17 protein-coding genes, 1 tRNA gene and 1 pseudogene are annotated in these 21246 nt (G+C 58.9%); 6 read left to right on the plus strand and 13 right to left on the minus strand.

Annotated elements, in window-relative coordinates; genetic code table 11:
* The first annotated feature begins 29 nt into the window (after positions 1 to 29).
* From KCG45_RS03105 to KCG45_RS03120, 4 genes and pseudogenes are all read left to right on the plus strand, one after another.
* Positions 30 to 911: an RHS repeat-associated core domain-containing protein gene (locus KCG45_RS03105; RefSeq protein WP_255547923.1), complete on the plus strand. Its 882-nt coding sequence runs from the start codon at positions 30 to 32 to the stop codon at positions 909 to 911.
* Positions 908 to 1267 (plus strand): hypothetical protein, encoded by a 360-nt coding sequence (locus KCG45_RS03110; protein WP_218315648.1) that lies wholly within the window; start codon positions 908 to 910, stop codon positions 1265 to 1267. Before KCG45_RS03105 ends, KCG45_RS03110 begins: the two co-directional genes overlap by 4 nt.
* A 585-nt stretch (positions 1268 to 1852) precedes the next feature.
* Positions 1853 to 2344 carry an RHS repeat-associated core domain-containing protein gene (locus KCG45_RS03115; RefSeq protein WP_255547924.1) on the plus strand — a complete coding sequence of 164 codons (492 nt, stop codon included), beginning with the start codon at positions 1853 to 1855 and terminating at the stop codon, positions 2342 to 2344.
* A gap of 788 nt (positions 2345 to 3132) precedes the next feature.
* Positions 3133 to 3303 (plus strand): annotated as a pseudogene (locus tag KCG45_RS03120) (IS6 family transposase); the annotation flags it as partial.
* A gap of 230 nt (positions 3304 to 3533) precedes the next feature.
* Here the strand turns inward: KCG45_RS03120 and KCG45_RS03125 are convergent.
* The 8 genes from KCG45_RS03125 to KCG45_RS03160 form a co-directional block, all read right to left on the minus strand.
* Complete coding sequence (locus KCG45_RS03125; protein WP_218315649.1) at positions 3534 to 3905, minus strand: TrbC/VirB2 family protein; 372 nt, start codon at positions 3903 to 3905, stop codon at positions 3534 to 3536.
* Between the two features lie 8 nt (positions 3906 to 3913).
* A complete protein-coding gene (locus tag KCG45_RS03130; protein ID WP_218315650.1) occupies positions 3914 to 4243 on the minus strand; it encodes a P-loop NTPase family protein in 330 nt (109 codons plus the stop codon).
* On the minus strand, positions 4243 to 5259 hold the full coding sequence (rtcA, locus tag KCG45_RS03135; protein ID WP_218315651.1) for an RNA 3'-terminal phosphate cyclase: 1017 nt from the start codon (positions 5257 to 5259) through the stop codon (positions 4243 to 4245). Before rtcA ends, KCG45_RS03130 begins: the two co-directional genes overlap by 1 nt.
* Positions 5256 to 6041: a nucleotidyltransferase domain-containing protein gene (locus tag KCG45_RS03140; RefSeq protein ID WP_218315652.1), complete on the minus strand. Its 786-nt coding sequence runs from the start codon at positions 6039 to 6041 to the stop codon at positions 5256 to 5258. Before KCG45_RS03140 ends, rtcA begins: the two co-directional genes overlap by 4 nt.
* Positions 6038 to 6460 (minus strand): hypothetical protein, encoded by a 423-nt coding sequence (locus KCG45_RS03145; protein ID WP_218315653.1) that lies wholly within the window; start codon positions 6458 to 6460, stop codon positions 6038 to 6040. Before KCG45_RS03145 ends, KCG45_RS03140 begins: the two co-directional genes overlap by 4 nt.
* A 30-nt stretch (positions 6461 to 6490) precedes the next feature.
* Complete coding sequence (locus KCG45_RS03150) at positions 6491 to 7717, minus strand: RtcB family protein (protein WP_218315654.1); 1227 nt, start codon at positions 7715 to 7717, stop codon at positions 6491 to 6493.
* A 282-nt stretch (positions 7718 to 7999) separates the two neighbouring features.
* A tRNA-OTHER gene (locus tag KCG45_RS03155) sits at positions 8000 to 8148 on the minus strand.
* 377 nt (positions 8149 to 8525) lie between these two features.
* Complete coding sequence (locus tag KCG45_RS03160) at positions 8526 to 10097, minus strand: vWA domain-containing protein (RefSeq protein WP_218315655.1); 1572 nt, start codon at positions 10095 to 10097, stop codon at positions 8526 to 8528.
* Positions 10098 to 10365: 268 nt separating this feature from the next.
* Here KCG45_RS03160 and rtcR point away from each other — a divergent pair, with 268 nt between their 5' ends.
* Positions 10366 to 11973 (plus strand): RNA repair transcriptional activator RtcR, encoded by a 1608-nt coding sequence (rtcR, locus tag KCG45_RS03165; protein ID WP_218315656.1) that lies wholly within the window; start codon positions 10366 to 10368, stop codon positions 11971 to 11973.
* Between the two features lie 15 nt (positions 11974 to 11988).
* Here rtcR and KCG45_RS03170 read toward each other — a convergent pair whose 3' ends face one another.
* From KCG45_RS03170 to KCG45_RS03185, 4 genes are all read right to left on the minus strand, one after another.
* Positions 11989 to 12123 (minus strand): VirB3 family type IV secretion system protein, encoded by a 135-nt coding sequence (locus KCG45_RS03170; protein ID WP_255547926.1) that lies wholly within the window; start codon positions 12121 to 12123, stop codon positions 11989 to 11991.
* A 444-nt stretch (positions 12124 to 12567) separates the two neighbouring features.
* The gene (locus KCG45_RS03175; protein ID WP_218315657.1) at positions 12568 to 14061 is read right to left on the minus strand and encodes an efflux transporter outer membrane subunit; all 1494 of its coding nucleotides are present in this window, start codon (positions 14059 to 14061) and stop codon (positions 12568 to 12570) included.
* Positions 14058 to 17363 (minus strand): efflux RND transporter permease subunit, encoded by a 3306-nt coding sequence (locus KCG45_RS03180; protein WP_218315658.1) that lies wholly within the window; start codon positions 17361 to 17363, stop codon positions 14058 to 14060. Before KCG45_RS03180 ends, KCG45_RS03175 begins: the two co-directional genes overlap by 4 nt.
* A complete protein-coding gene (locus KCG45_RS03185) occupies positions 17360 to 18565 on the minus strand; it encodes an efflux RND transporter periplasmic adaptor subunit (RefSeq protein WP_218315659.1) in 1206 nt (401 codons plus the stop codon). The genes KCG45_RS03180 and KCG45_RS03185 overlap by 4 nt, the downstream gene beginning before the upstream one ends.
* Before the next feature lie 207 nt (positions 18566 to 18772).
* On the opposite strand from KCG45_RS03185, the gene KCG45_RS03190 reads away from it, so the two are divergent.
* Positions 18773 to 20170: a DHA2 family efflux MFS transporter permease subunit gene (locus KCG45_RS03190; RefSeq protein WP_218316393.1), complete on the plus strand. Its 1398-nt coding sequence runs from the start codon at positions 18773 to 18775 to the stop codon at positions 20168 to 20170.
* Here KCG45_RS03190 and KCG45_RS03195 read toward each other — a convergent pair.
* On the minus strand, positions 20167 to 21225 hold the full coding sequence (locus KCG45_RS03195; protein ID WP_218315660.1) for an alpha/beta fold hydrolase: 1059 nt from the start codon (positions 21223 to 21225) through the stop codon (positions 20167 to 20169). The genes KCG45_RS03190 and KCG45_RS03195 overlap by 4 nt on opposite strands.
* Positions 21226 to 21246: the final 21 nt, after the last annotated feature.

Below are 21246 nucleotides of genomic sequence, written 5' to 3' on the forward strand. Positions count from 1 at the left end.
AAAAGCAAATAGAAATCCAATGAATACTATTGAATATTACGCACAATACTTCAAGATATAGAATTCTGCTTTTAGGGAAGTCGGACGAATACGGCATTCCCAGCATAAGCAATGGCGGCCGGTTCCAGTATACCGGGCAGATGTGGCTGCCCGGCGTTGGCATGTATTACTACAAGGCCCGGTTCTACTCGCCCACCCTCGGCAGGTTCCTCCAAACCGACCCCATCGGATACGAAGACCAGTTCAACCTCTACGCCTATGTCGGAAACGATCCGATAAATGGGGTCGATCCGACTGGCAAATGTGGGACAAAGTTCTTCAAAGGCATTGGAGGTCCAAATCCATTCTGTAAGAGTTCTTATCCTAACGGACGTAAGGATAGTGGGAGTCAGGATCAAAATACGGCCAAGGCCGCACCCGATGGTAGCAGCGGTTCGCAAGGATCACCTGGACAAGGACACAACGGTGGCCCGCCGCTTGATGAAGACGACGTAAGCAAGGGCATTTTGAAATGGCTTGCCCGATTAGCTGGTCGGCTCGGTGGCGCAGCTGGTTCGCTACTCTGGTCGGAACCGGCGGGTAAAGGGAGCGACTTAGTGCCTCCACCCACACCGGGGCAGCAAACCGAGATGATCGAACGAACCATTCAGGATCCCTCGCATCTTGCTGGGAGAGGACCGAATTATCTGTCGCAGATTCGCAATCCGGAAAACTGGCAGATTACGACTTTATCCCGCGGATCAAATGCTGGACAAGGTCTCAAAATAATGGAAGTTCTACCCGGAGGCCGGATTACTGGTGCACAAATTCGATATAATCCAACGTCAAACCATCACCCGGAATTTGGCGGAAAGGGGTATTGGGTGGTAATCAATAGGGCAGGCCAAACTGTTAGATTGGTTGGACAATGAATGAGGTTCAGCGAGCAGATTTGCGTGCTCAAGTCGCTAGACTTATGTCAATCTTGGCCATGGAAGAGTGCGATCAGAAAATTGCCTTAGACTCATGGGGGTTCCCTGCTCAGAATAAGGACGATTTGGCTGAGGAGTTGCAACGGCTTATCACCATTATCAAGACCAATCGGGATTGTGCCGATACGCTTAGCAAACACGAGTTTGAGACAATCACGTCGATTGATCAGATTTTTGCGGTTAATTCGGGTTTAGGCACTGACGATTTCTGGGAGTTCGGTAATCCGAAGTATCAAGAGGAATGGCGCAAGATCGGTTCACTGGCTCGTCGCTATTCTTTACCTCGGCCTGCTTGATTTGCTATCTCATTGAACGTTCCGGCCCAATTACCGGATCACCTTTCGCAGTAGGGAAGCCTTAGGGCGCACACCGTACGCAGCGAAGCTGGTGGGTAAGTTATTGAGGTGTATGCGGAAAACGGCAACGTCCTTTTCTGTGCCAGTAGTGGGTCAGTGGTAATTTAGCGGCACAGAGTGGGTCAGTCGCGCTTCAAGTTGTTGTGATCGCTGATAAATCTCTTACGCTTTGACTGGCACACTTTGACCCGAAGGATCGCCGGTTGCGAGATGTGATCGAGGCGGTGTGCTGGTGTCAGTTCCGCTCTTCAGCGGCCTGTTTGCGGCGGAAAACCAGCCCATATCTCAGCGGCCCGACCGGCCCGGATCGCGGTCAGCGAGCCAGTCCCTTTAGAAGCACACCCTACACGGTAGAACCGTGGGTCGTTGCAACGGGTTGCAACCGGTCGGTGCGTGTGAGGGTGGTTGACGCAGTTGCGGTGTTTAGCATTGAAGGTACGGCCAATCACTTCTGTGATGAATCTAGAATGCTTTGGATTATCGACCTGAGGATAGAAAAGGCAAATAGAAATCCAATGAATACTATTGAATATTACGCACAATACTTCAAGATATAGAATTCTGCTTTTAGGGAAGTCGGACGAATACGGCATTCCCAGCATAAGCAATGGCGGCCGGTTCCAGTATACCGGGCAGATGTGGCTGCCCGGCGTTGGCATGTATTACTACAAGGCCCGGTTCTACTCGCCCACCCTCGGCAGGTTCCTCCAAACCGACCCCATCGGATACGAAGACCAGTTCAACCTCTACGCCTATGTCGGAAACGATCCGATAAATGGGGTCGATCCGACGGGGGAAATTGTAGTAAAAGGCTCCGAGGTCCAAAGAGCTATGTCATTAGCTGCATTGAAAAAAGCAGAATCGAAAACCAAAGAGCTCAACCACCGTCACAATGCACTGGTGGAATCTAAAATTTGCACGTGCTGGAATTCGAACAGGATCGAAAAAGTTCGCGTGTTGACGATTATGACCACGACAAAGCGAGCGATGGAACTCGAAATACACTTGCAAGCCTGATTGCGCACGAAGTTCTTGGTCACGCATTGGACATTGGTCAAGGCCACCTTGACGACGAGTTTGATACTCAAACGGGTATACGAAACCGGGAGATCGAGGCTTCTCGGGTAGAAAATCAATTTCGCGACGCTAATGGATTGCCGCAGCGGACCGAATATGCCGGAAGGAAATTACCCCCGAGAGCCATCACGAAAGGAGTGAAAAGTGGTGGAAGTTGCCCAAACGCTGCAACTCGACTTAAGTGTTGATTGAACGTGATCCCGAAATGGAAATAAGCTCATGGCTTTGAAAAAACGAGTGAATCTCCGAATTTTCGCACTTACCCTACTGTTCTTTCCCGGATGTGCGATCCTCATCTCATGCGCTCAAAATGAGCGATGTGCGAATTTCCCAAAAAGGTTCGATAATGCTGAAAGTGAAGGGCCTGAACTAGTTATCGAGGCTAAATGGTCGCTTGCAATTTCTGAATCAATATCAAAAATCGAGCACTGCTTTCCTGCCCTAAATTATTCTGAATCGGGAAACTCAATAGAATTCGAAAGTGTGCGCACGGGTAGCGACGGCTACATATATGCATTCTTTGAAGTCGAACATTCCATTGATAATTGGATTGTTTTCCGGCTATCCAATCGGGGAGAGATTCTGTCCGCATTCCCTTACAGCCCACTCTCCAAGTTCTTGGTTCCGGAGGTGAAGCGGGGGGCTTGGAGTTAATTGATGCCTGTGTTGGCCTTGTCAGACTAACAGTCCCTGGTTGACGAGAGGTTACGTGAGGGTACGGCGCACGCATGCCCCGACGCCGCAAACCAGCCAGCCCGTTCAAGCACTTCAACTCATCACCGGAGGTTATTCGTCTTGTGGTGATGATGTACGTCCGGTTTCCGCTGAGCTTGCGGCATGTCGAGGATTTGCTGTTCGAGCGCGGGATCGACATCTGCCACGAGACGGTGCGGTTCTGGTAGCACCGGTTTGGGCCAATGTTCGCAGCGGTAGCTACTAGAAGATGGTGGTATTCTGCCAAAAACCAGGCGTATCCTTTTTTGTGCAAGTAGTAGCTCAGTCCCGTTCCAAGCCGTTGCGATTCTTGAAAATCTCCAGCTCGCCGACTGCGCCACTTTGACCCTTAGCATCGGTCGGAACAAGCTGCGATCGCGGCGGTGCGATCTCAAGGTTGCATGTCAGCACTCCTCTAATCGCGCCTAAGCGAAGCCCCTGCATATGGGTCGTACTGAGCCGGCTTCAGATTACCGCGTGGCGAGGCGCTCGTCGTATCGGCAATAGGCGAAGGCTGACGCGCGGCTTCAGCCGCGGGCTTTGCTCCCATCAACCCCGCAGCAATGGTCGGCGCTCCAAGCAGGACAAAGCACCCGATAACAACGCGCATTCCGTGCCGGATCGGCACTCGGCCCGTCAGCAGCATCAAGCCGAGAAAGGCGACGGCAAGCACGCAAAGGCCGATCGCGATATCTCCGAAAAGCGTGGCGTGCATCCACGCGACCGATTTGCCGAGCGACGAGCCCTGGTAGGGGTCGATCAGGCTGGGCTGGACCATGATTGCCATTACCAAGCTCACTGCGCGACCAATATCTGCGAAACTTGCCTGCGGCCATTCCGCCGCTCGAGTTGCACGAACACGTCGACGCTCTCACGCACGTAATGCCGCACATCGTCGCGTCCGAGCTTCGAACCCGCCTGCAGAACCAGCAGCGCGAGCTGCTCGATTGCGCGCTGCGGTGTGTCGGCATGGATGGTCGTCATAGAACCGGGATGCCCGGTGTTGACCGCCCTTAGAAACGTGAACGCCTCGACCCCGCGCAGCTCTAGCCAAAATGTGAGCCCGCTCAACGTCCACTGTCCAAGCCTGCCATTATGGCGCGTTATCGGCCCAACTCGCGCCATCAGCAAACCTCTGTCAAATGTGCTCCGTCGGCGGTTTCCGAGAAGCGAAAACCCCTCCCTGAAAATCGTTTGATCAAATTCACGGCAGTGCGGGTGTGCTCACTGAGCTTGACCGTGGTGAACGCTCCACGGCCCGCCATTGCGAACGGCAGCAGCAACTGGTCTTGGAGGTAAGGTCCGGCAAAGGCCTGCGACGCCAGATAGCCCGCCATACGCTTGGCCGCTGTCTTTGCCAGGCGCTCCGCAGGTATGCCAAGCTTGCCGAAGCCAGACATGACTTCGGTGACATGTTCGAATTCGGCTTCCATGAGCAGGGCATTCCCCGGGCCATTCTCAGCCGGGAGTTGCACGGGCGCGAAGGCTTCGTCGGGCCATTCGGCCAGCACCTTGCGCGCCGCCTTCAGTTCGCGGTCAGCGATGTCGAACGGAATTCCGGCAACTAGTGCTTCTACCTTGCCAGCCTTGAACGCGCCGCGCGTCACGCATTCGATCGGGCGCAGCGGCGCTGGATCGATGTCCACGACAATGCGCCCGCCGCCGCGCGGGTAGAAGCCGTGACGCTCAAGAGTGATGGAAATCTTTGGTCCCATCCGCTCCAAGACCGGCAGCAGCGTCTTTTGCAGGAACTCGAACGGCGGCGCGGCCATCGCATGCGTCCCTCCCTCGACCACAAGCCGTGACGGCGCATCGGCCAGCATCAGCGGCACCATTACGGTCTGGAGCACCAGCCCGGTCGACCCGGCGGTGCCGACCGCGAAATGGTATTCGCCGGGCGTAACGCTGCCGGGCCGAAAGATTAGCTCGCTGGCACCAAGAGTCAGCCCGGAGCATTCCGCTCCGCCGATGGCGCAGGCCGCTTCCAGCGCGGTAACATGCTGGCGCATCAGGCCGGGCTTGACCCTGCCCCCGCGGATGTTCTGGATGGTGAATGGCTCGCCGGTCAGCAGCGACAGGGCTGCGGAATACCGCAAGACCTGCCCACCGCCTTCGCCTTCAGAGCCGTCAATTGTGATCATTCTTTCTCTACCAATTCAATGAAGAGCGCTTCCGCCTCTTCCGCAAAGTTCGTGTTCTCCTTGCGCTCTGGCACTTCGCCAGCGCGTTCGAGCTCACTTACTACCAGTCGCTCGATATCGGGCAGCCCGATGGTGTTTCCCGCTTCCCTGGTTATCGCCTTTCGGACGATCAGTTCATCGACCTGATCCACCAGAACCCGATCCAAGTCAGCCGCCTGCATCAGCGGCACCATGCTCATCGGCGGGCGCCTCGACGGATCGAGGCGCAGCGCACGAACAGACAGCGCCGGTCGCAGCGCATAGAAATAGCGCTTCACGGCGATCTCGCCGTCCGGGCCAAGCCAGCGTCCCACTGTACCCTTGCCAAGGCTCGCGTAATGCAACGCGTACCCACGAGGGTTAAAGTGGCGGTTTGCAAAGGCTGCAAGCTGCTCCACCACCGGATCATCGGCAATGTATCGGATCGGGCTTTCGATCCACTCCGACACCACCGCGTTGTGCTTGAGCATGAGGCCAAGCGCCTTGCGAAGATCCCAGCCGTTCAGATCGATCTCATCGACAATGGGCCGTTCGACCACATCGCGGACCGGCTTGAGCGCGAGATAGTCACGTCGAGGCCGTATATAAAGAAAGCGCACGTCGTAATCGCTGTCAGGCGAAGGAAAACCCCATCCGCGGGAACCGGATTCCACTGCCATCAGCAGGCGCACGCCATCCTCGCTCGCCACACGGGCGAGACGAGCTTCGATATCGGCGCGCACTTCAGATGGGATGTTGGTCATGTATCAGTCTTTCGGAATTCGGTATTATTTGGGTGCGGTACAAATATGAGCGGCGTCCAACAATCGGACTGCTTGGTTCCAATTTCGGCTCCGCACTCGCGGCATTCGATATTGGGACCGTCGCAGCCGGCCATTCCGCAACAACCATTTGTGCGGCCTCGCTTGCTGGTAACTTTCCCAGTCGCTTCGAAATCTGCTGGGTTGAGCCAATACTGCGGCACAAACTCCAAAGCAGCCGGGTTGCTCGGATCATGCGAACGCTGGAGAGGTTCGTAAGATTTGAAGCCACTTCCCCCAGCGCACACAGGCCGCTGATCGATGAGATCGGGAGTCTGAATGCCCGGATCTTTCAGCGATTGAACACTAACTTCACCGGTCAGCGCACGGCCACAACCGCGACAATGGAATTTGCCCTTCATGCGAACCTCCTACTGGCTGCGTGAAGGGCGCTACCCCTTCACGCACACCACCTGTTTCAAGGTATGGACGATCTCAACCAGATCCGCCTGCGCGGCCATCACGGCTTCGATCGGCTTGTAGGCCTTGGGCGTTTCGTCGATCACGCCCTCGTCCTTCCGGCATTCGACACCGGCGGTATCGGCGATATGCTCGTCGAGCGTCACCAGCTTTTTCGCCTGGGTCCGGGACATCACGCGCCCCGCGCCGTGCGAGCAGCTGTCAAAGCTCTCGGCATTGCCGAGCCCGCGCACGATAAAGCTCTTCGCCCCCATCGATCCGGGGATGATGCCCATCGTGCCCTTCGCCGCCCGCACCGCACCCTTCCGGGTAACGAGCACGTTTTCGCCGAAGTGGTTCTCGCGCGTCACATAGTTGTGATGGCAGTTCACCGCTTCGCATTCGGCATCGAACGGCTTGGCGATCTGGCTACGCAGCGCGTCGAGGACGTGCGTCATCATCACGCGCCGGTTAAGCGCCGCAAAGTCCTGCGCCCATTCGACCGCTTCGACGTAATCGTCGAAATGGTCGGTCCCTTCGGGGAAATAGGCGAGGTCCTGGTCAGGCAGGTTGATATGCCACTTGCGCATGTCTTGCTTGGCCAGCTCGATGAAGAACGTGCCGATCGCGTTGCCCACCCCGCGCGAGCCCGAGTGGAGCATGACCCACACTCGCTGCTCGGTATCGAGGCACAGCTCGATGAAGTGGTTGCCGGTTCCCAGCGTCCCTAGATGCACGAGGTTGTTCGTGTTCTTGAGCCGCGGGTATTTGGCGACGATCCGTCCGAAGCGTTCGGCGAGCTTCGCCCAGGCATCGACCACGGCCGGAGGCGGATCGCCCCACGAACCCTTATCGCGCCCGCCGCGGCCACTGGATCGGCCATGCGGAACCGCCGCCTCGATCGCGGAGCGAATACCGCCAAGGTTGTCAGGCAGGTCGCTCGCGACGAGCGAGGTACGCGCGGCCATCATGCCGCAGCCAATGTCAACGCCGACCGCAGCCGGGATTACCGCGCCTTTGGTCGGTATTACTGAGCCGACGGTCGCGCCGATCCCCACATGCACGTCGGGCATGGCCGCAACATGCTTGAAGATGAACGGCATCTTCGCCGCCTTGGTCAGCTGCTCACGCGCCTTGTCGTCAACGGGAACGCCGCGGGTCCACATTTTGATCGGCGACCCGCCTTCCACGTCCTGATATTCATACGTCGTCTGGGTCATCGCGACCTCCTCATAGTATAGCGTGCTACCGCTTCGCTGCTTGAGCACGTTTTTCTCTGTGCTATCGCTTCGCTGCTTGAGCACAAGGTGCTGGCGACAAGTTTTGGCGAGACTTCTCCGCATGTTGCCATGCGGGGGCGGGTTCGAACCGCCTGGTTCCCAATGTAGTCCCAACCGGCATTCGCCAGCGCTGATGTATATTCTTGCGCTACCGCTTTGCTGCTTGAGCGCAGGGTGCTGGCGGCGAGTGATTGATGAGACGTTTTACTGAGCTACTCCGGTTGCCCGGGGGCGGACTCGGACCGCCGACCTCCTGTTTTGGCAGGCGCTCTAACCATGTAGTCCCACCGGCATCCGCCAGCGATTTGTATTCAGGTTCACGGCGACGAAGTTTTGGAAAGACGTTCCTGCTCTACCGCTGAGCTACAGGCCCATAATTGGTGGACCTGGCGGGATTCGAACCCGCGACAAGGCGATTACAAGTCGATGTAGTCCTTCCGGCATTCGCCGTGAATTTGGAAAAGGCTGGGGCAACGAATGTTGGTGAGACAATCGGCACTTAAGCTACGTTCCAGCGGTGGGATTCGAACCCACATCTCCCCGCAGAGTTGCTCCCGTGGGGCGCTTCACTCTTCGGACCTATCATGTGGGAGATGTAATCCCACCTGCATTTGCCCCGGCCCTTTCCAAAATCAATCTATTCAAAGGTCGCGGCGACGAGGCTTGGGAAAGACTGGCGCCCCTTTTCAGAGACCACCATCGTGACAGGATGTAGTCCTTCCCGGCATTCGCCGCGACCTTTGATATTTCAAACCTCCACTTCGTTGACGATCTCGACCCAATCCTTCGCATCGCCATTGGCGAAGCGTGCCATTGCGTCGAACACCGGGTCGGTGAAACCACCGACATTCATGATGTCCTTGCGCGTCTGCGCCTGCGTCGAACCGTAAGGCTGGATGTCGATGCAGATCAGCTTCGCACCCGGGTTGCGGGCCTTCAGCTTGTTCCACTCCTTCATCGTCGCCGAAGCATCGCCATAGGACCCCCAAACTCCTCGGGGCCGCGGCGCATCGAACCAGGACTCGTTATCCGAGACGATGATTACGCAATCGACCATCGCCTTCTCGCGGTTCAGCAAAGCAAGCGGGGCCGAGACATTCGTTCCGCCACCGCCGACCCCTGCCAGCTTGGCGGCATTCACCGCCACGCGGGCCTTGGGATCGAGCTTGAGCTTCACCACGTCCACTTCGAACGGCAGCACGCGGGTCTGCGGATTGCTCCGCAGCATCACGGCCGATACTAGCGCGGCGATATCGATGCAGCGCACGACCGAAGTCGCACCCCTGCGATATCCGGTCGCAGTCGAGCTCATCGAGCCCGACACGTCCGGACACACCACGACATTGCCTTCCAGCACCGGGACCTTCGCAAGCGACAGGTCCAGAGCCTTCTCAAGCGCAGCCTGCACCGCCAGCGGGACACCGTCACCGACTTGAGTCAGCGCCGTCATCAACTGGTAGGGCATCGGCTTCACGCGGGCGATGGCATCGGGATCGGCCAGCCGCGCAGCAACCATCTCGGTCACTCCGTCGATCTGGAACACTCCCTTACGCGCCAGCGTGTTGAGGTTCATCCGCAACGCCTGCCACCCGATGCGCTCTGCCAGCACAGCCCACTGCTTTGCGGTCAGCTCGAAGGCGGTCAGCCATTCAAAGGGCGCATCGGGCAGGGGCCGCGAACTGTCCGCCTTCCATGCTTCGAAATCGGCGATCTCCTTCGGCAGCGCCGCTACATCGTAGGGCTTGCCGATCAGCCAGCCGTAGAAGGCACGCCGTTCGGCCGAAGCCGGAGCCGGGTGAACCATCTTGACGATATCGGCCAGGCTCGGATCATTGCCCGTCGCCGCCTGCATCAGCTGGCGGGTCGAGGCATTTTCCAGCCATTCACGCACCAGCCGCTTCGGCCGCGAACCGAGCGAGGTCCGCCCGGTCTGGCCCGACCGCATGATCTGCACAAAGTTGCGCAGCATGCGGCCGTTATCGATCACGCGCTTGAATACCGGGATCATCAGGTCCGGATCGGACATCGACAGCACTGCAGTTAGCAATGCCGGCATATCCTTCATCGCGCCCGACTGGCGAGCATAGATCGCACACTTGGCAACCCATTCAGCGTCCACTGCCCAGGCAGCTTCGAGCGCTTTGGCAAGCTGGTCCTGCGCGTCTGCGTAGAAGCCGTCCGACAACGTGCCGGTTGCGGCAAGCTGCGCGAGCAGGGCTTTGGGGCCATAGGCATAGGCGTTGCCGCCTGCCTGGTTGACCGTGTCAGTGCGCGGCAGGAACTTCGCAAGCGCCGAGGAAAAAAGCGTCTTGTTGGCCATAGTCCAACTCCATCATGAAACTTTATCGGGCTTTGGGCGGCCGGCCCATTCCGGCCACCCATTTCCCGCGTCTCGCCGGGTGTTCGACTTACCCGACGGTTTGGATAAAGCATGAGGCGTGCCAGTTTTCAGCCGCTTGCTGCAAATTTCGCATAGTGCGCTGAAATATATACAATTCGTTAGACTCGATCTTCTCAACAACACATCGTGAAGTTGCGAGAAATCTATTCTCTTGTATCGCTTGTGATAAAAATTTATCATCAAGAGCATGAAGCCCACCACTGTCATTGGTTTTCTCGGCTCAACGCTCGATGCCGCAAAGTTTGGTCCGTCACGCTGGAACAAGTGGCGGCCCACGGTCAGCATCTGCATGCAGGAGGACCTGCGGGTGGATCGGTTTGTGTTGATCCACGGCAGCTATCATCGCCGCCTCGCAGAATTCGTGATGCAGGATATCCGCGACGTCTCACCCGAGACCGAGGTCGTCCCCCACGTCATGGATTTCGAAGACGCATGGGACTTCGAGGAGGTTTATGGAAAACTGCTCGATTTCGCGCGCGACTTCTCGTTCGATCCGGACGCGCAGGATTACCTGATCCACATCACCACCGGCACGCATGTGGCGCAGATCTGCCTCTTCCTGTTGACGGAGGCGCGCTATCTTCCCGGCAGGCTCTTGCAGACACAGCCCCAAAAGGGAGCGCCGCAGCCTATCGGCACCTGGACCTCGATCGATCTCGACCTTTCCCGCTACGATTCCATCGCTAGCCGCTTCGCCGAGGCCAGCGCGGAAAGCACCAGTTTCCTCAAGAGCGGGATCGAAACCCGCAACGCGACCTTCAACCGCATGATCGAGGAGATCGAACAGGTCGCGGTTCGCAGCCGCGCGCCGATTTTGCTCATGGGCCCGACCGGCGCAGGCAAGAGCCAGCTCGCGCGCAAGGTCTACGAACTCAAAAGGCTGCGTCACCAGGTCAACGGACCTTTCGTGGAGGTCAACTGCGCAACGCTCAAAGGGGACAGCGCCATGTCCGCGCTGTTCGGCCACAAGAAAGGTGCCTTTACCGGTGCGGTGCAGGACCGGCCCGGCTTGCTCAAGAGTGCCGACAAGGGCCTCCTGTTCCTGGACGAGATTGGAGAGCTAGGGCTGGACGAGCAGGCCATGATCCTGCGCGCGATCGAGGAGGGGCGCTTCCTTCCGGTTGGCGCGGACACCGAGGCAAAGAGCGAGTTCCAGCTGATCGCCGGAACCAACCGCACTCTTATGGATGAAGTCGCCGCTGGCAATTTCCGCGAAGACCTGTTCGCACGACTTAACCTATGGACTTTTACTCTTCCCGGCCTGGCCGAGCGGCGCGAAGACATCGAACCTAACCTCGATTACGAACTCGAGCGTTTCGCAGAACGCGAGGGCACGCGCGTCACATTCAATAAAGAAGCGCGGGACCGCTATCTCGCTTTCTCCGAGAGCCCGTCTGCGCGGTGGCAGGGTAATTTCCGCGACCTCGCCGCCAGCGTAACCCGCATGGCGACACTTTGCCCGACCGGCAGGATCGACCGCGAGGCTGTGGATTTCGAAACGGGCCGACTTGCACGGCTCTGGTCAGGAGGCACGGTAGAGAACGACAGCCTGACCGGCCTACTCGGACAGGATCGAATGACAGCGATTGACCCGTTCGACCGGGTCCAACTGGAATATGTGGTTCAGGTGTGTCGACGCTCAGCCAGCCTTTCTGACGCAGGACGCACCCTCTTTGCCGCCTCACGCGAACAGCGCACATCGACCAATGATTCCGATCGCCTGCGGAAATATCTGGCGAGATTTGAATTGGAATGGTCGTTAATCAAGGAAGTTGATCGAGAAGCTCGGAGATAGCTGTCGAGACTGCGGCTACCCTACCGCGACCAGGAGCACCCACCAGAGGCGGACGATCAGGAACAGCTCGACGGCGATGATCACGTTGATCACGAAGAACGGGTAAGTGACACCCGCAAACATCTGCGGCCGCGTGAGAGCAACGAACAAGTGTCTCGACGAATCTCCTCAAACACGAACCCTACGCCTTAGCGTCTTGAGACGAGGTTTTTTCCGGTCAGTGACCGCTTGAGAAAACCTCTCGGGCCGGGCTAACTGCCAGCGGTATCCTTTTTGACGGATCTACAAGCGATTAGATCGAGACTGTGATCAGGGTTGCAATCTTTTCGGACACACCTCGCGCGCTCGCACGTCTCTAAATTCGTTCGGCTATCTCCTTGCGACCACCCACGGTTTCACCGCATAGGTTTTGCGCGTTACAGGGACTGGTTCGATAACCTCCGTTCAAGCGCACTTGATGAGCTTTTGCAGAGTGTTCGCTACCTTTCACGGAGTCTTGCAGCAGCCAGCGGACGCCATCCGTCTTTCCCACATGACATGAACGATCGCCGATGTTCTCGAGCCTGCTCTGTTCCATTTAAACTGTTCCGGCGGTCACTCGTCCGGCTGGTCGGCCTCGCTCTCGCTCGTCGTGCGCATTCCGGCTGGTGTCGCGCTCTCATCCATCGGACCGGCGGTTTGCCAGCCACCGCCCAGCGACTTGTAGATGGCGATGAGCGAAATGAAGGTCTGTGTCCGGCTCACGACGTGCAGCGTTTCATTTTCCAGCGCCACACGCTCGGAATCGAGCACCTGCAGGAAATCGTCCACCCCGTTCTGATATCGCAGCCGCGCCAGGCGCGCCGCTTCCTGCGATGCTTCCGCAGAGTCGCGCAGCAACACCTCGCGTTCGAGTTCATTGTTGTAGGCGGACAGCGCGGTCTCTGTCTCTTCGAGCGCGAGCAAAACCGTCTGCTGATAGCGTGCGGCGGCGGCCACCGATAGTTCGTCAGCCTGATCGACCCGTGCGCGGATCCTGCCGAAGTCCAGGATGTTCCAGATGAGCTGGGGGCCGACTGCGAATGCCAGCGAACTCGACTCCGGCAAATCGCCGATCGACTGCGCCTGAAGGTCTACCGATCCGCCAATGCTGACCGTAGGGAAGAAGTCCGCAGCGGCAACGCCCACAAGCTCGCTTGCCGATGCAAGTTCACGCTCCGCACGGCGGATATCCGGACGACGGCGCAGCAGCTCGGACGCGTCACCTACCGCGACCAGCGTGGGCATTGAGGGCAGGTCCTCGTTCTCAGTCAGTTGGGCAAGCAGCGCGGCGGGTGGCCTCCCGGTCAGCACGGAGAGGCGGAATACGCTCTGGTCTATCAGTGCGCGCAGCGGGGGGATTGTGGCCAGTGTCAGGTCGAGCTGCGCCCGCGCTCGCTCCGTGTCGAGCCGCGTACCCCTTCCGCCTTCGCGCAGCACCTCTGTAAGGTCATAGGTGGCGCGCTGGTTTTCCGCATTTCGTTCCGCGACAGCCAGCTGTTCCTGCGCGCCGCGCAAGGTGACATAGGTCGATGCCGTTTCCGCGGCGAGCGATACGAGGAGGTCATCGCGAGTAGCGATATCGGCCTGCAGGTCGGCCGCAGCTGCATCGCGTTGTCCGGCCAGCCGGCCGAATAGGTCGATCTCCCAAGCCGCGTCGAAACCCACATCATAGAGATCGATATCGGGGATGCTCACGAACCCTGGAAACGCCACTGCATTTTCCGAAGTACCCTGCCGCTGGGCCGACGCGGAAAAATTTCCGTTCGGGAGGAAATTGCGCCTTTGGAGCCTGAGGACTGCGCGCGAAGCACGCAAATTCGCCTCGGCTTCGGCCCGGTTGAAATTATTGGCGAATGTTTCGGCGATCAGCGCGTTCAGATCCTCCTCGCCCAGTTCCCGCCACCATTCGATCACCGGCTCTTCGGCAGCGTAACGATCCGCATCGGCGCGGACGAAAGTCGTCCCATCGTCGATAGGATCGGCGGGAGGCCCATCGTAATCGCGCAGCGAGATGCAGGCCGAAGATGCTGCGCTCAATGCGGCGACGGCCAGGATACGCCAGTTCATGCCGGCTCTCCCTGCGGTTCTTCATCGCCACCATCGACACCGGCGTCGTCGTCCTCGCTCCGAGGATCGGCTTCGAGCTCGGCCTTGTCGTCCCGGCGTGCTGCAAACCAGTCGCTCATGTTCCGAGTGAGGATGTAGAAGGCTGGCGTAAAGAACAGCCCGAAGATGGTGACCCCGATCATTCCCGCAAACACTGCCGTGCCTAGCGATTGGCGCATTTCAAAACCGGCGCCGCTTGCAATGACCAGGGGTACGACCCCCAGAATGAACGCGAAGCTCGTCATCAGGATCGGACGGAGCCTCAGGCGCGCTGCCTCGACGGTCGCTTGGTATCGGTCCATCCCCGCATCCTCCCGCTGGCGCGCGAATTCGACGATCAGGATTGCGTTTTTCGAGGCAAGTCCGATGAGCACCACCAGACCGATCTGAGTGAGGATGTTGTTGTCGATACCGCGCAAGTTCACGCCGATTATCGCCGATAGCAGACACATCGGAACAATCAGGATGATCGATAGGGGCAGCAGCCAGCTCTCGTATTGCGCGGCGAGCAACAGGAAAATCACGATCACCGCGAACACGAAGACCAGGCTGGCTGTCGAACCGGCATTCGTTTCCTGAAATGCGAGCCCGGTCCATTCGAAATCGAACCCGTCCGGCAACGTCTCTGCTGCAATCTCTTCCATCGCAGCCAAAGCTTCACCCGAACTGTATCCTGGCGCGGGACTTCCGTCGATTTCCGCCGCCGCGAAGAGGTTGTAGCGCGGCTGGCGCGAAGGTCCCGTGATATCCCGGAAATTCACGACGCTGCCGATGGGTACCATCTCTCCGGTCGACGCATTCCGCGTGTACAATCGGGAGATGTCGCTTTCGTCCATCCGGTACGGTGCATCGGCCTGCGCCGTCACGCGGTATGTGCGCCCGAGCAGGTTGAAATCGTTGACGAATGACGACCCGAGATACACTTCGAGCGTCCCGAAAAGATCGGACACGGGAACGCCCAATTGCTGTGCCTTGACCCGGTCGATATCGAGATAAAGCTGCGGCGTCCCGGTTTCGTAAACGGTGAAAACGTTCGCGAGCCGCGGGTCGGCGTTGGCGGCCGCGATCATGTCCTGCGTCGCGCCAACGAGCGCATCTGCTCCGCGCCCTCCGCGATCCTGCACCATCATGCGGAAACCACCCGCATTGCCGATTCCGCGAACAGGCGGCGGTGCGATCACAATGATGAACGCCTCGTCGATCGCCGCCAATCGCTGGTTGAGCGTCGCAAGCATTTCCGGCGCCGGCGGCCTGTCGGCGAATGGCTCCATTACAGAGAAGATCGCGCCTGCATTGGGAGAGTTTGTGAAAGTGGCACCGTTAAACCCGGCAAAGCCAGCCGTATTGGCGAAACCCGGCGTCGACAGGATGACATCCGTTGCCTCTTGCAACACGGCATCGGTACGATCGAGCGAAGAGCCCGGCGGCAATTGGATCGCAACGATAAGATATCCCTGGTCCTGTTCCGGTATGAAACCGGTGGGGGTATCGTTGAAGCGCCAGACGGTCGCGCCGATCAGCAGCGCATAGACCACCATTACGATACCGATCCTCTTGGTCAGTTTCCCCGTTACAACGCCGAAGCGTTCGCTGAGGCGGTCGAAGTTCCGGTTGAACCAGTCGAAAAACCTTTGCAGCAGCGCCTTGAATCTCAATCCGATAGACGCGAGGCGCCCCTTCGCTCCGCTGCCTGCATTGTCTACATCCTTAGCGCTCGCCATTTCGGCCTCGCGCGCGAGTTCATCGGCGTCCTCCTCCTCGTGCCTGAGCAGGATTGCAGCAAGAGCCGGCGACAGCGTGAGGGAATTGAACGCAGAGAAAATCGTCGCGGTCGCGATGGTCAGCGCGAACTGCTGATAGAATTGTCCCTGGATGCCGCTGATAAAAGCGGTCGGAATGAAGACGGCAGACAGCACGAGAGCGATGGCAATCAGCGCGCCGCCAACCTCGTCCATTGTCGCATGGGCGGCCTCCTTCGGCGACTTGCCAGCCCTCAGCTCGCGCTCGACGTTCTCGACCACCACGATCGCGTCATCGACCACGATGCCGATCGCCAGCACCATCCCGAAAAGCGTGAGGTTGTTGATGGAAAAGCCGAGCCCCGCCATCACCGAGAAAGTCCCGATCAGCGATACCGGAATCGCGAGTATCGGAATGACCGCCGCACGCCAGCTCTGGAGGAAGATGAACACCACGATCGACACGAGGATGACAGCCTCGATAATCGTGACATAAACTTCGTTCACGCCCTCCGCGATGAACTCGGTCGGATTGTAGATGATGTCGTATTCGAGCCCGGGCGGAAATTGCTCGCTCAGCTGCTCGATCGTTTCCTCGATGCCGGCGGCAGTATCCAGAGCGTTGGAGCCTGGGCGCTGGAAGATCGCGATGGCCACCGCAGGGCTATCGTCGAGATACGCATTGGTGGAGTAATCCTGAGCGCCCAGTTCCACGCGGCCTATATCGCTCACCCGGACCTGGCGTCCGTCCTGAGCTGTTCGTACGACAACGTCTTCGAACTGGTCAGGGCTTTCCAGCCTGCCAAGCGTCCGCACCGCGATCTGGCGAGCGGACGTACCCTCCAGCGGCGGCTGTCCCAACGTGCCCGAGGCGACCTGAACGTTCTGGGCCCGCAGAGCGCCAACGACATCCTGAGGTGTAATTCTGAGCGCGGCCATACGCTCCGGGTCCAGCCAGATGCGCATGGAGTATTCGCGCGCGCCAAAGATCGTGATCGATCCCACGCCGTCGAGCCGGGCCAGCGTGTCGCGGATCTGCAGCAGTGCGTAATTCGAGATATAGAGCTGGTCACGGCTTTCGTCAGGCGAGAACAGATGGACTACCGTAAGGAGGTCGGGCGAGCTTTTCTGAGTGATTACGCCCAGCCTTCTGACCGGCTCGGGCAATCGCGGCTCTGCGATCGCCACGCGGTTCTGCACAAGAACCTGAGCCCCATCCAGATCGGTGCCCAAAGCAAAGGTGATTGTTATCGTGAGACGTCCATCATCTGTTGCCTGGCTGGACAGATACAGCATGTTCTCGACACCGTTGAGCTCCTGCTCGATTGGTGTCGCTACAGTGTCTGCCACGACGTCCGCACCCGCGCCCGGATAGGTAGCGGTGACTGTAATCGTCGGCGGAGCGATCTCGGGGTATTGTGCCACCGGCAGGCTGAAATAGCTGACAGCGCCAAAGAGGACGATAAGGATCGAAACGACAGCCGCGAAGATCGGGCGCTCGATGAAAAAGTGCGGAAACTTCATCGTGCCGCTGCCAGTTCAGCGGTGTCCGCGCTCCTTTTTGCTGTTTCTTCAGGCGGGGGTTCCTCCCCAGCGATCGTGACGGGATTCCCGGGCCGTGCCCGCATCAATCCGCCGGTCACCAACCGGTCATCCTTGGCAAGCCCAGACCGAATGACGCGCATTCCGTCATCTAGGACCGGGCCGAGCTCCACGACCCGCTGCTGAACAAGGTTTTCGTCGTCGACGATCAGCACGATCTTATCGGACTGGTCCGACAGGATTGCCGTATCAGGCACCAACACCGCATCGTATTCGCCGGAGCCGAGCAATCGCAGGCGGCCGAACATTCCCGGAATGAAAATTCCATCCGGGTTGGAAAAGATCGCGCGGCCTTCGACCGTGCCGGTCTGCGTGTCGATTGCGTTGTCGACGAAGCTCATCTCGCCGCTGTGCACGAACTCCGTTTCATCCTGCAGGCGCAGCATAACCGGGTTTGCAATATCCCGGGACGATGGCCTCGTGCCTTCGCGTGCCTGCCGGCGATACTTCAGGTAGGCCGCTTCGTCTGCGGTGAAAATGAACTCGATGGGGTCGAGCGAGAATACTGTTGTCAAAAGCGTCGCCTGAGCGCCGCTGCCCGAAACGAGATTGCCGCGTGTCACTTCGCGGGAGCCGACACGACCGGAAATAGGCGACGTAACCCGGGTGAATTCGAGATCGAGCTGGGCCTGCCGCAAGGTGGCCTCCGCCGCCGCGACCGAGGCGCGACTTTCCTGGCGCGCCTGAACCCGCGAATCGTACTCCTCCTTGCTGATGGCTTCCTCTTTGAGAAGAAATTCAGCACGGCCAAGATCAGCGATTGCCAGGTCCCTGCGTGTAAGCGTCGCCTGCAGATCGGCCTGCGCGCGTGCGACTTCAGCTTCGAAAGGGCGAGGATCGATGGTAAACAGCAACTGGCCCCTGCGAACCAGCGTGCCTTCGCGGAAATGGGCCTGACGCAAATACCCGCTGACACGGGCGCGCACTTCCACGCCTTCGACTGCATCGAACTGGCCGGTATATTCGTCCCAATCGTTGATTGAGCGGATCTCAGGGGTCGACACGGTTACTTCTGGAGGCGGGGGCGCGGGATCCTCACCGCTTCCCGAGCATCCGACCAACAAAAGGGTCGCCGAAATCGCGGCTGCCAGGCCGGTTTTTCTCTTCACAAAAAACTTCGGCATTGAAACTGACCCCGATTCCCTGACACAACAGTTTGAATCCATAACAGAACAACTTTCGGCATTTCTACCGAATTCTTGCGAACGCCCATTTCAAGCTCACTCGCACTTTCGCAATTTTCGGTGCTTGCACCGCGTACCTGATCTCGCAGTAGGAAGGCTCAACCGATCGCCACTGCATTACCAACTCCATGCGACGAAGCGGCTTCGATCTCGGAAAGTGACGGTCGATGCGTTTCGGAAGCCGGCACTCTTGTCGCGACTGTTCTCGGCTCGTCTCTCGCCTTCGTTGTCGGTTCGATCATCAATGTCGCACTGCCATCGATGCAGGCTGATTTCGGGACTGATGCAGCCGGGGTGCAGTGGATCGTAAACGCCTATCTCCTGCCGCTATCGGCTCTGGTCCTGGTCGGCGGATCTCTGGGCGATCACTATGGGCGCAAGCGGCTATTCATGCTGGGCCTCGCTATCTTCACGGTCGCAACTGTCGCCTGCGCTCTCGCTCCCAACCTCGAAACCCTCCTGGGATTGCGGTTCGCGCAAGGCATCGGCGCTGCCCTCCTTGCGCCCAACAGCCTTGCCATCATCGCCGACGGATTCAGCGGCGAAAAACGCGGAAAAGCGGTGGGAACATGGGCGGCAGCGGGCGCAATCGCGGGTGCCGCCGCCCCGGTGATCGGAGGGTTCGTGATCGACAATCTGGATTGGCGTTGGGCCTTCGCCATCGTCATACCTCCAGCGGCTGCGGCGTGGATGGTGGGCCAGCGCAGCATTTGCGAGTCGCGGGAAAGCGAAGAGGATCGCGTCCCGCTAGACCTGACCGGAGCGATATTGGCGACATCTGCATTGGGCGCGCTGGTGTTCGCTCTGATCAGCCTGCCGGAAAGAGGCTGGGCAGATCTCGGTGTAGTGTCATCGACCATCGCCGGTCTCGCGCTCGGAACAGCATTCCTCGCCGTTGAGATTCGCAAAGGACGCGGAGCGATGATGCCGCTCGGAATTTTCGGCTCGGCCAGCTTCTCCGGCATCTCCATCCTGACCCTGATGCTGTACGCCGCGCTAGGCGGGTTGATGGTGCTGCTGCCTTACATGCTGATTGAAAGCCTCGGATATTCGGCCACGGCGGCTGGCGCTGCGCTGCTGCCATTTCCTCTGATCATGGGTATCTTGTCCCGCACAATGGGCGGGCTCGCGACCCGGATCGGAATACGCACGACGCTCACCATCGGTCCGCTTCTGGTTGCTTTTGGATTTGCGCTGTTCGCTTTTTCGGCCAATGCCGATCTTGATTACTGGACCGACATCCTGCCCGGGCTGATCGCGATCGCGATCGGCATGGCCCTGTGCGTCGCGCCGCTGACTACGGCGGTGATGAACGCAGTCGAAAACCGCTATGTCGGCGTCGCATCGGGCGTGAACAATGCTATTTCCCGGATTGCGGGCCTCATCGCGACAGCGCTTCTGGGATTCGTACTCATCGGCGAGAACGGAGCGGATGCCGATCTGATTTCCGGATTTGAAAGCGCCTCATGGGTCGGAGCGGTGCTGGCTGCCGCCAGCGCAGCCGCCTCCTTTGTAATGATCCGCGTGGAGAGTACCGAGAGCTAGCGCGCCGGCGCGCACTCTTCGCCGTCGCCGAGGATGAAACCGCCGAGCGCTGCGTTGGCCGCTTCGGGATTCTGGAACTGCGTCCAGTGACCTACGTCCTCGAATTCCGCAATCGTGAGGTCAGGTGTATCGGCCGCCGCCAGCTCTGCCATTCGTTTTACGAAAGTGCGATCCTGCTTTCCCCTGACCAGCAAGACCGGAATTTTTGTCGTTGTGCCCGGGCCGGGCCAGTACGAAGCGGCTGGGTTCAGCTGCTCGAACGCGGGAATGTTGGCCTTGTACCACTGAATACCGGCATAGAGGGCTCCGTCCCTGGCGAGACCATCACGAAAGATCGCGCCCTCGCGCTCGTCGAGCACCTGCGTGTCCACCATTCGTTTATACGCGAGATCATAGAAAGACCGGGCAAAGGCATCCGTAGATGCGGTTTCGCGGTCTATAGCCAGCAATGTCGGCATATAGCTTGAAACCTCGCGCTGCTGCGGATCGGTGGCGAGCAGGTCGAGCAGGACGTTGTATGGCGGGGCGCTAAACACGGCCAGCCGGTCCAGCTTCTCAGATTGCCACTGCGCATAACTCCACGCCAGTGCGCCGCCCCAATCGTGTCCGACCAGCGTCACTTTTTCACCCGGTGCAAGCTCGGCGATGAGGGCATCAAGGCGCTTTGCGAGTGCCTCTACACGGTATGCCTGATTGGGCTCGGGTTTGGCGGAAAGCCCTGCACCGGGCGCGTCGATGGCGATGACGCGGCGGCAATGCCGGAACGCTTCCATCTGGTCGCGCCAGACATACCAGAAACTGGGAAAGCCGTGGATGAATATCACTGCCGGGCCTGCGCCTGCCTCGACGTAGTGAATGCGGTCTTCGCCCTCGCCGCTGAAACCTTGCCGATAGGGAGCGCCGGATTCGGCAAGTGCGTTTGCGTATTCCGCTGCGGGGTCTGTCGGGATGGCCTCCGTAACGCTCGGGGCCGAGGCCGCGTTCAAGTCTTTCGCAGGGGAGTATGAGCACGACGCAAGCGCGCTTCCCATCAGTATCAGTCCGAGCATTCGCATTGACAGCCAACCCTTCTATTG

The organism is Erythrobacter ani (assembly GCF_019204025.1).
Classification (GTDB): Bacteria; Pseudomonadota; Alphaproteobacteria; order Sphingomonadales; family Sphingomonadaceae; genus Erythrobacter; species Erythrobacter ani.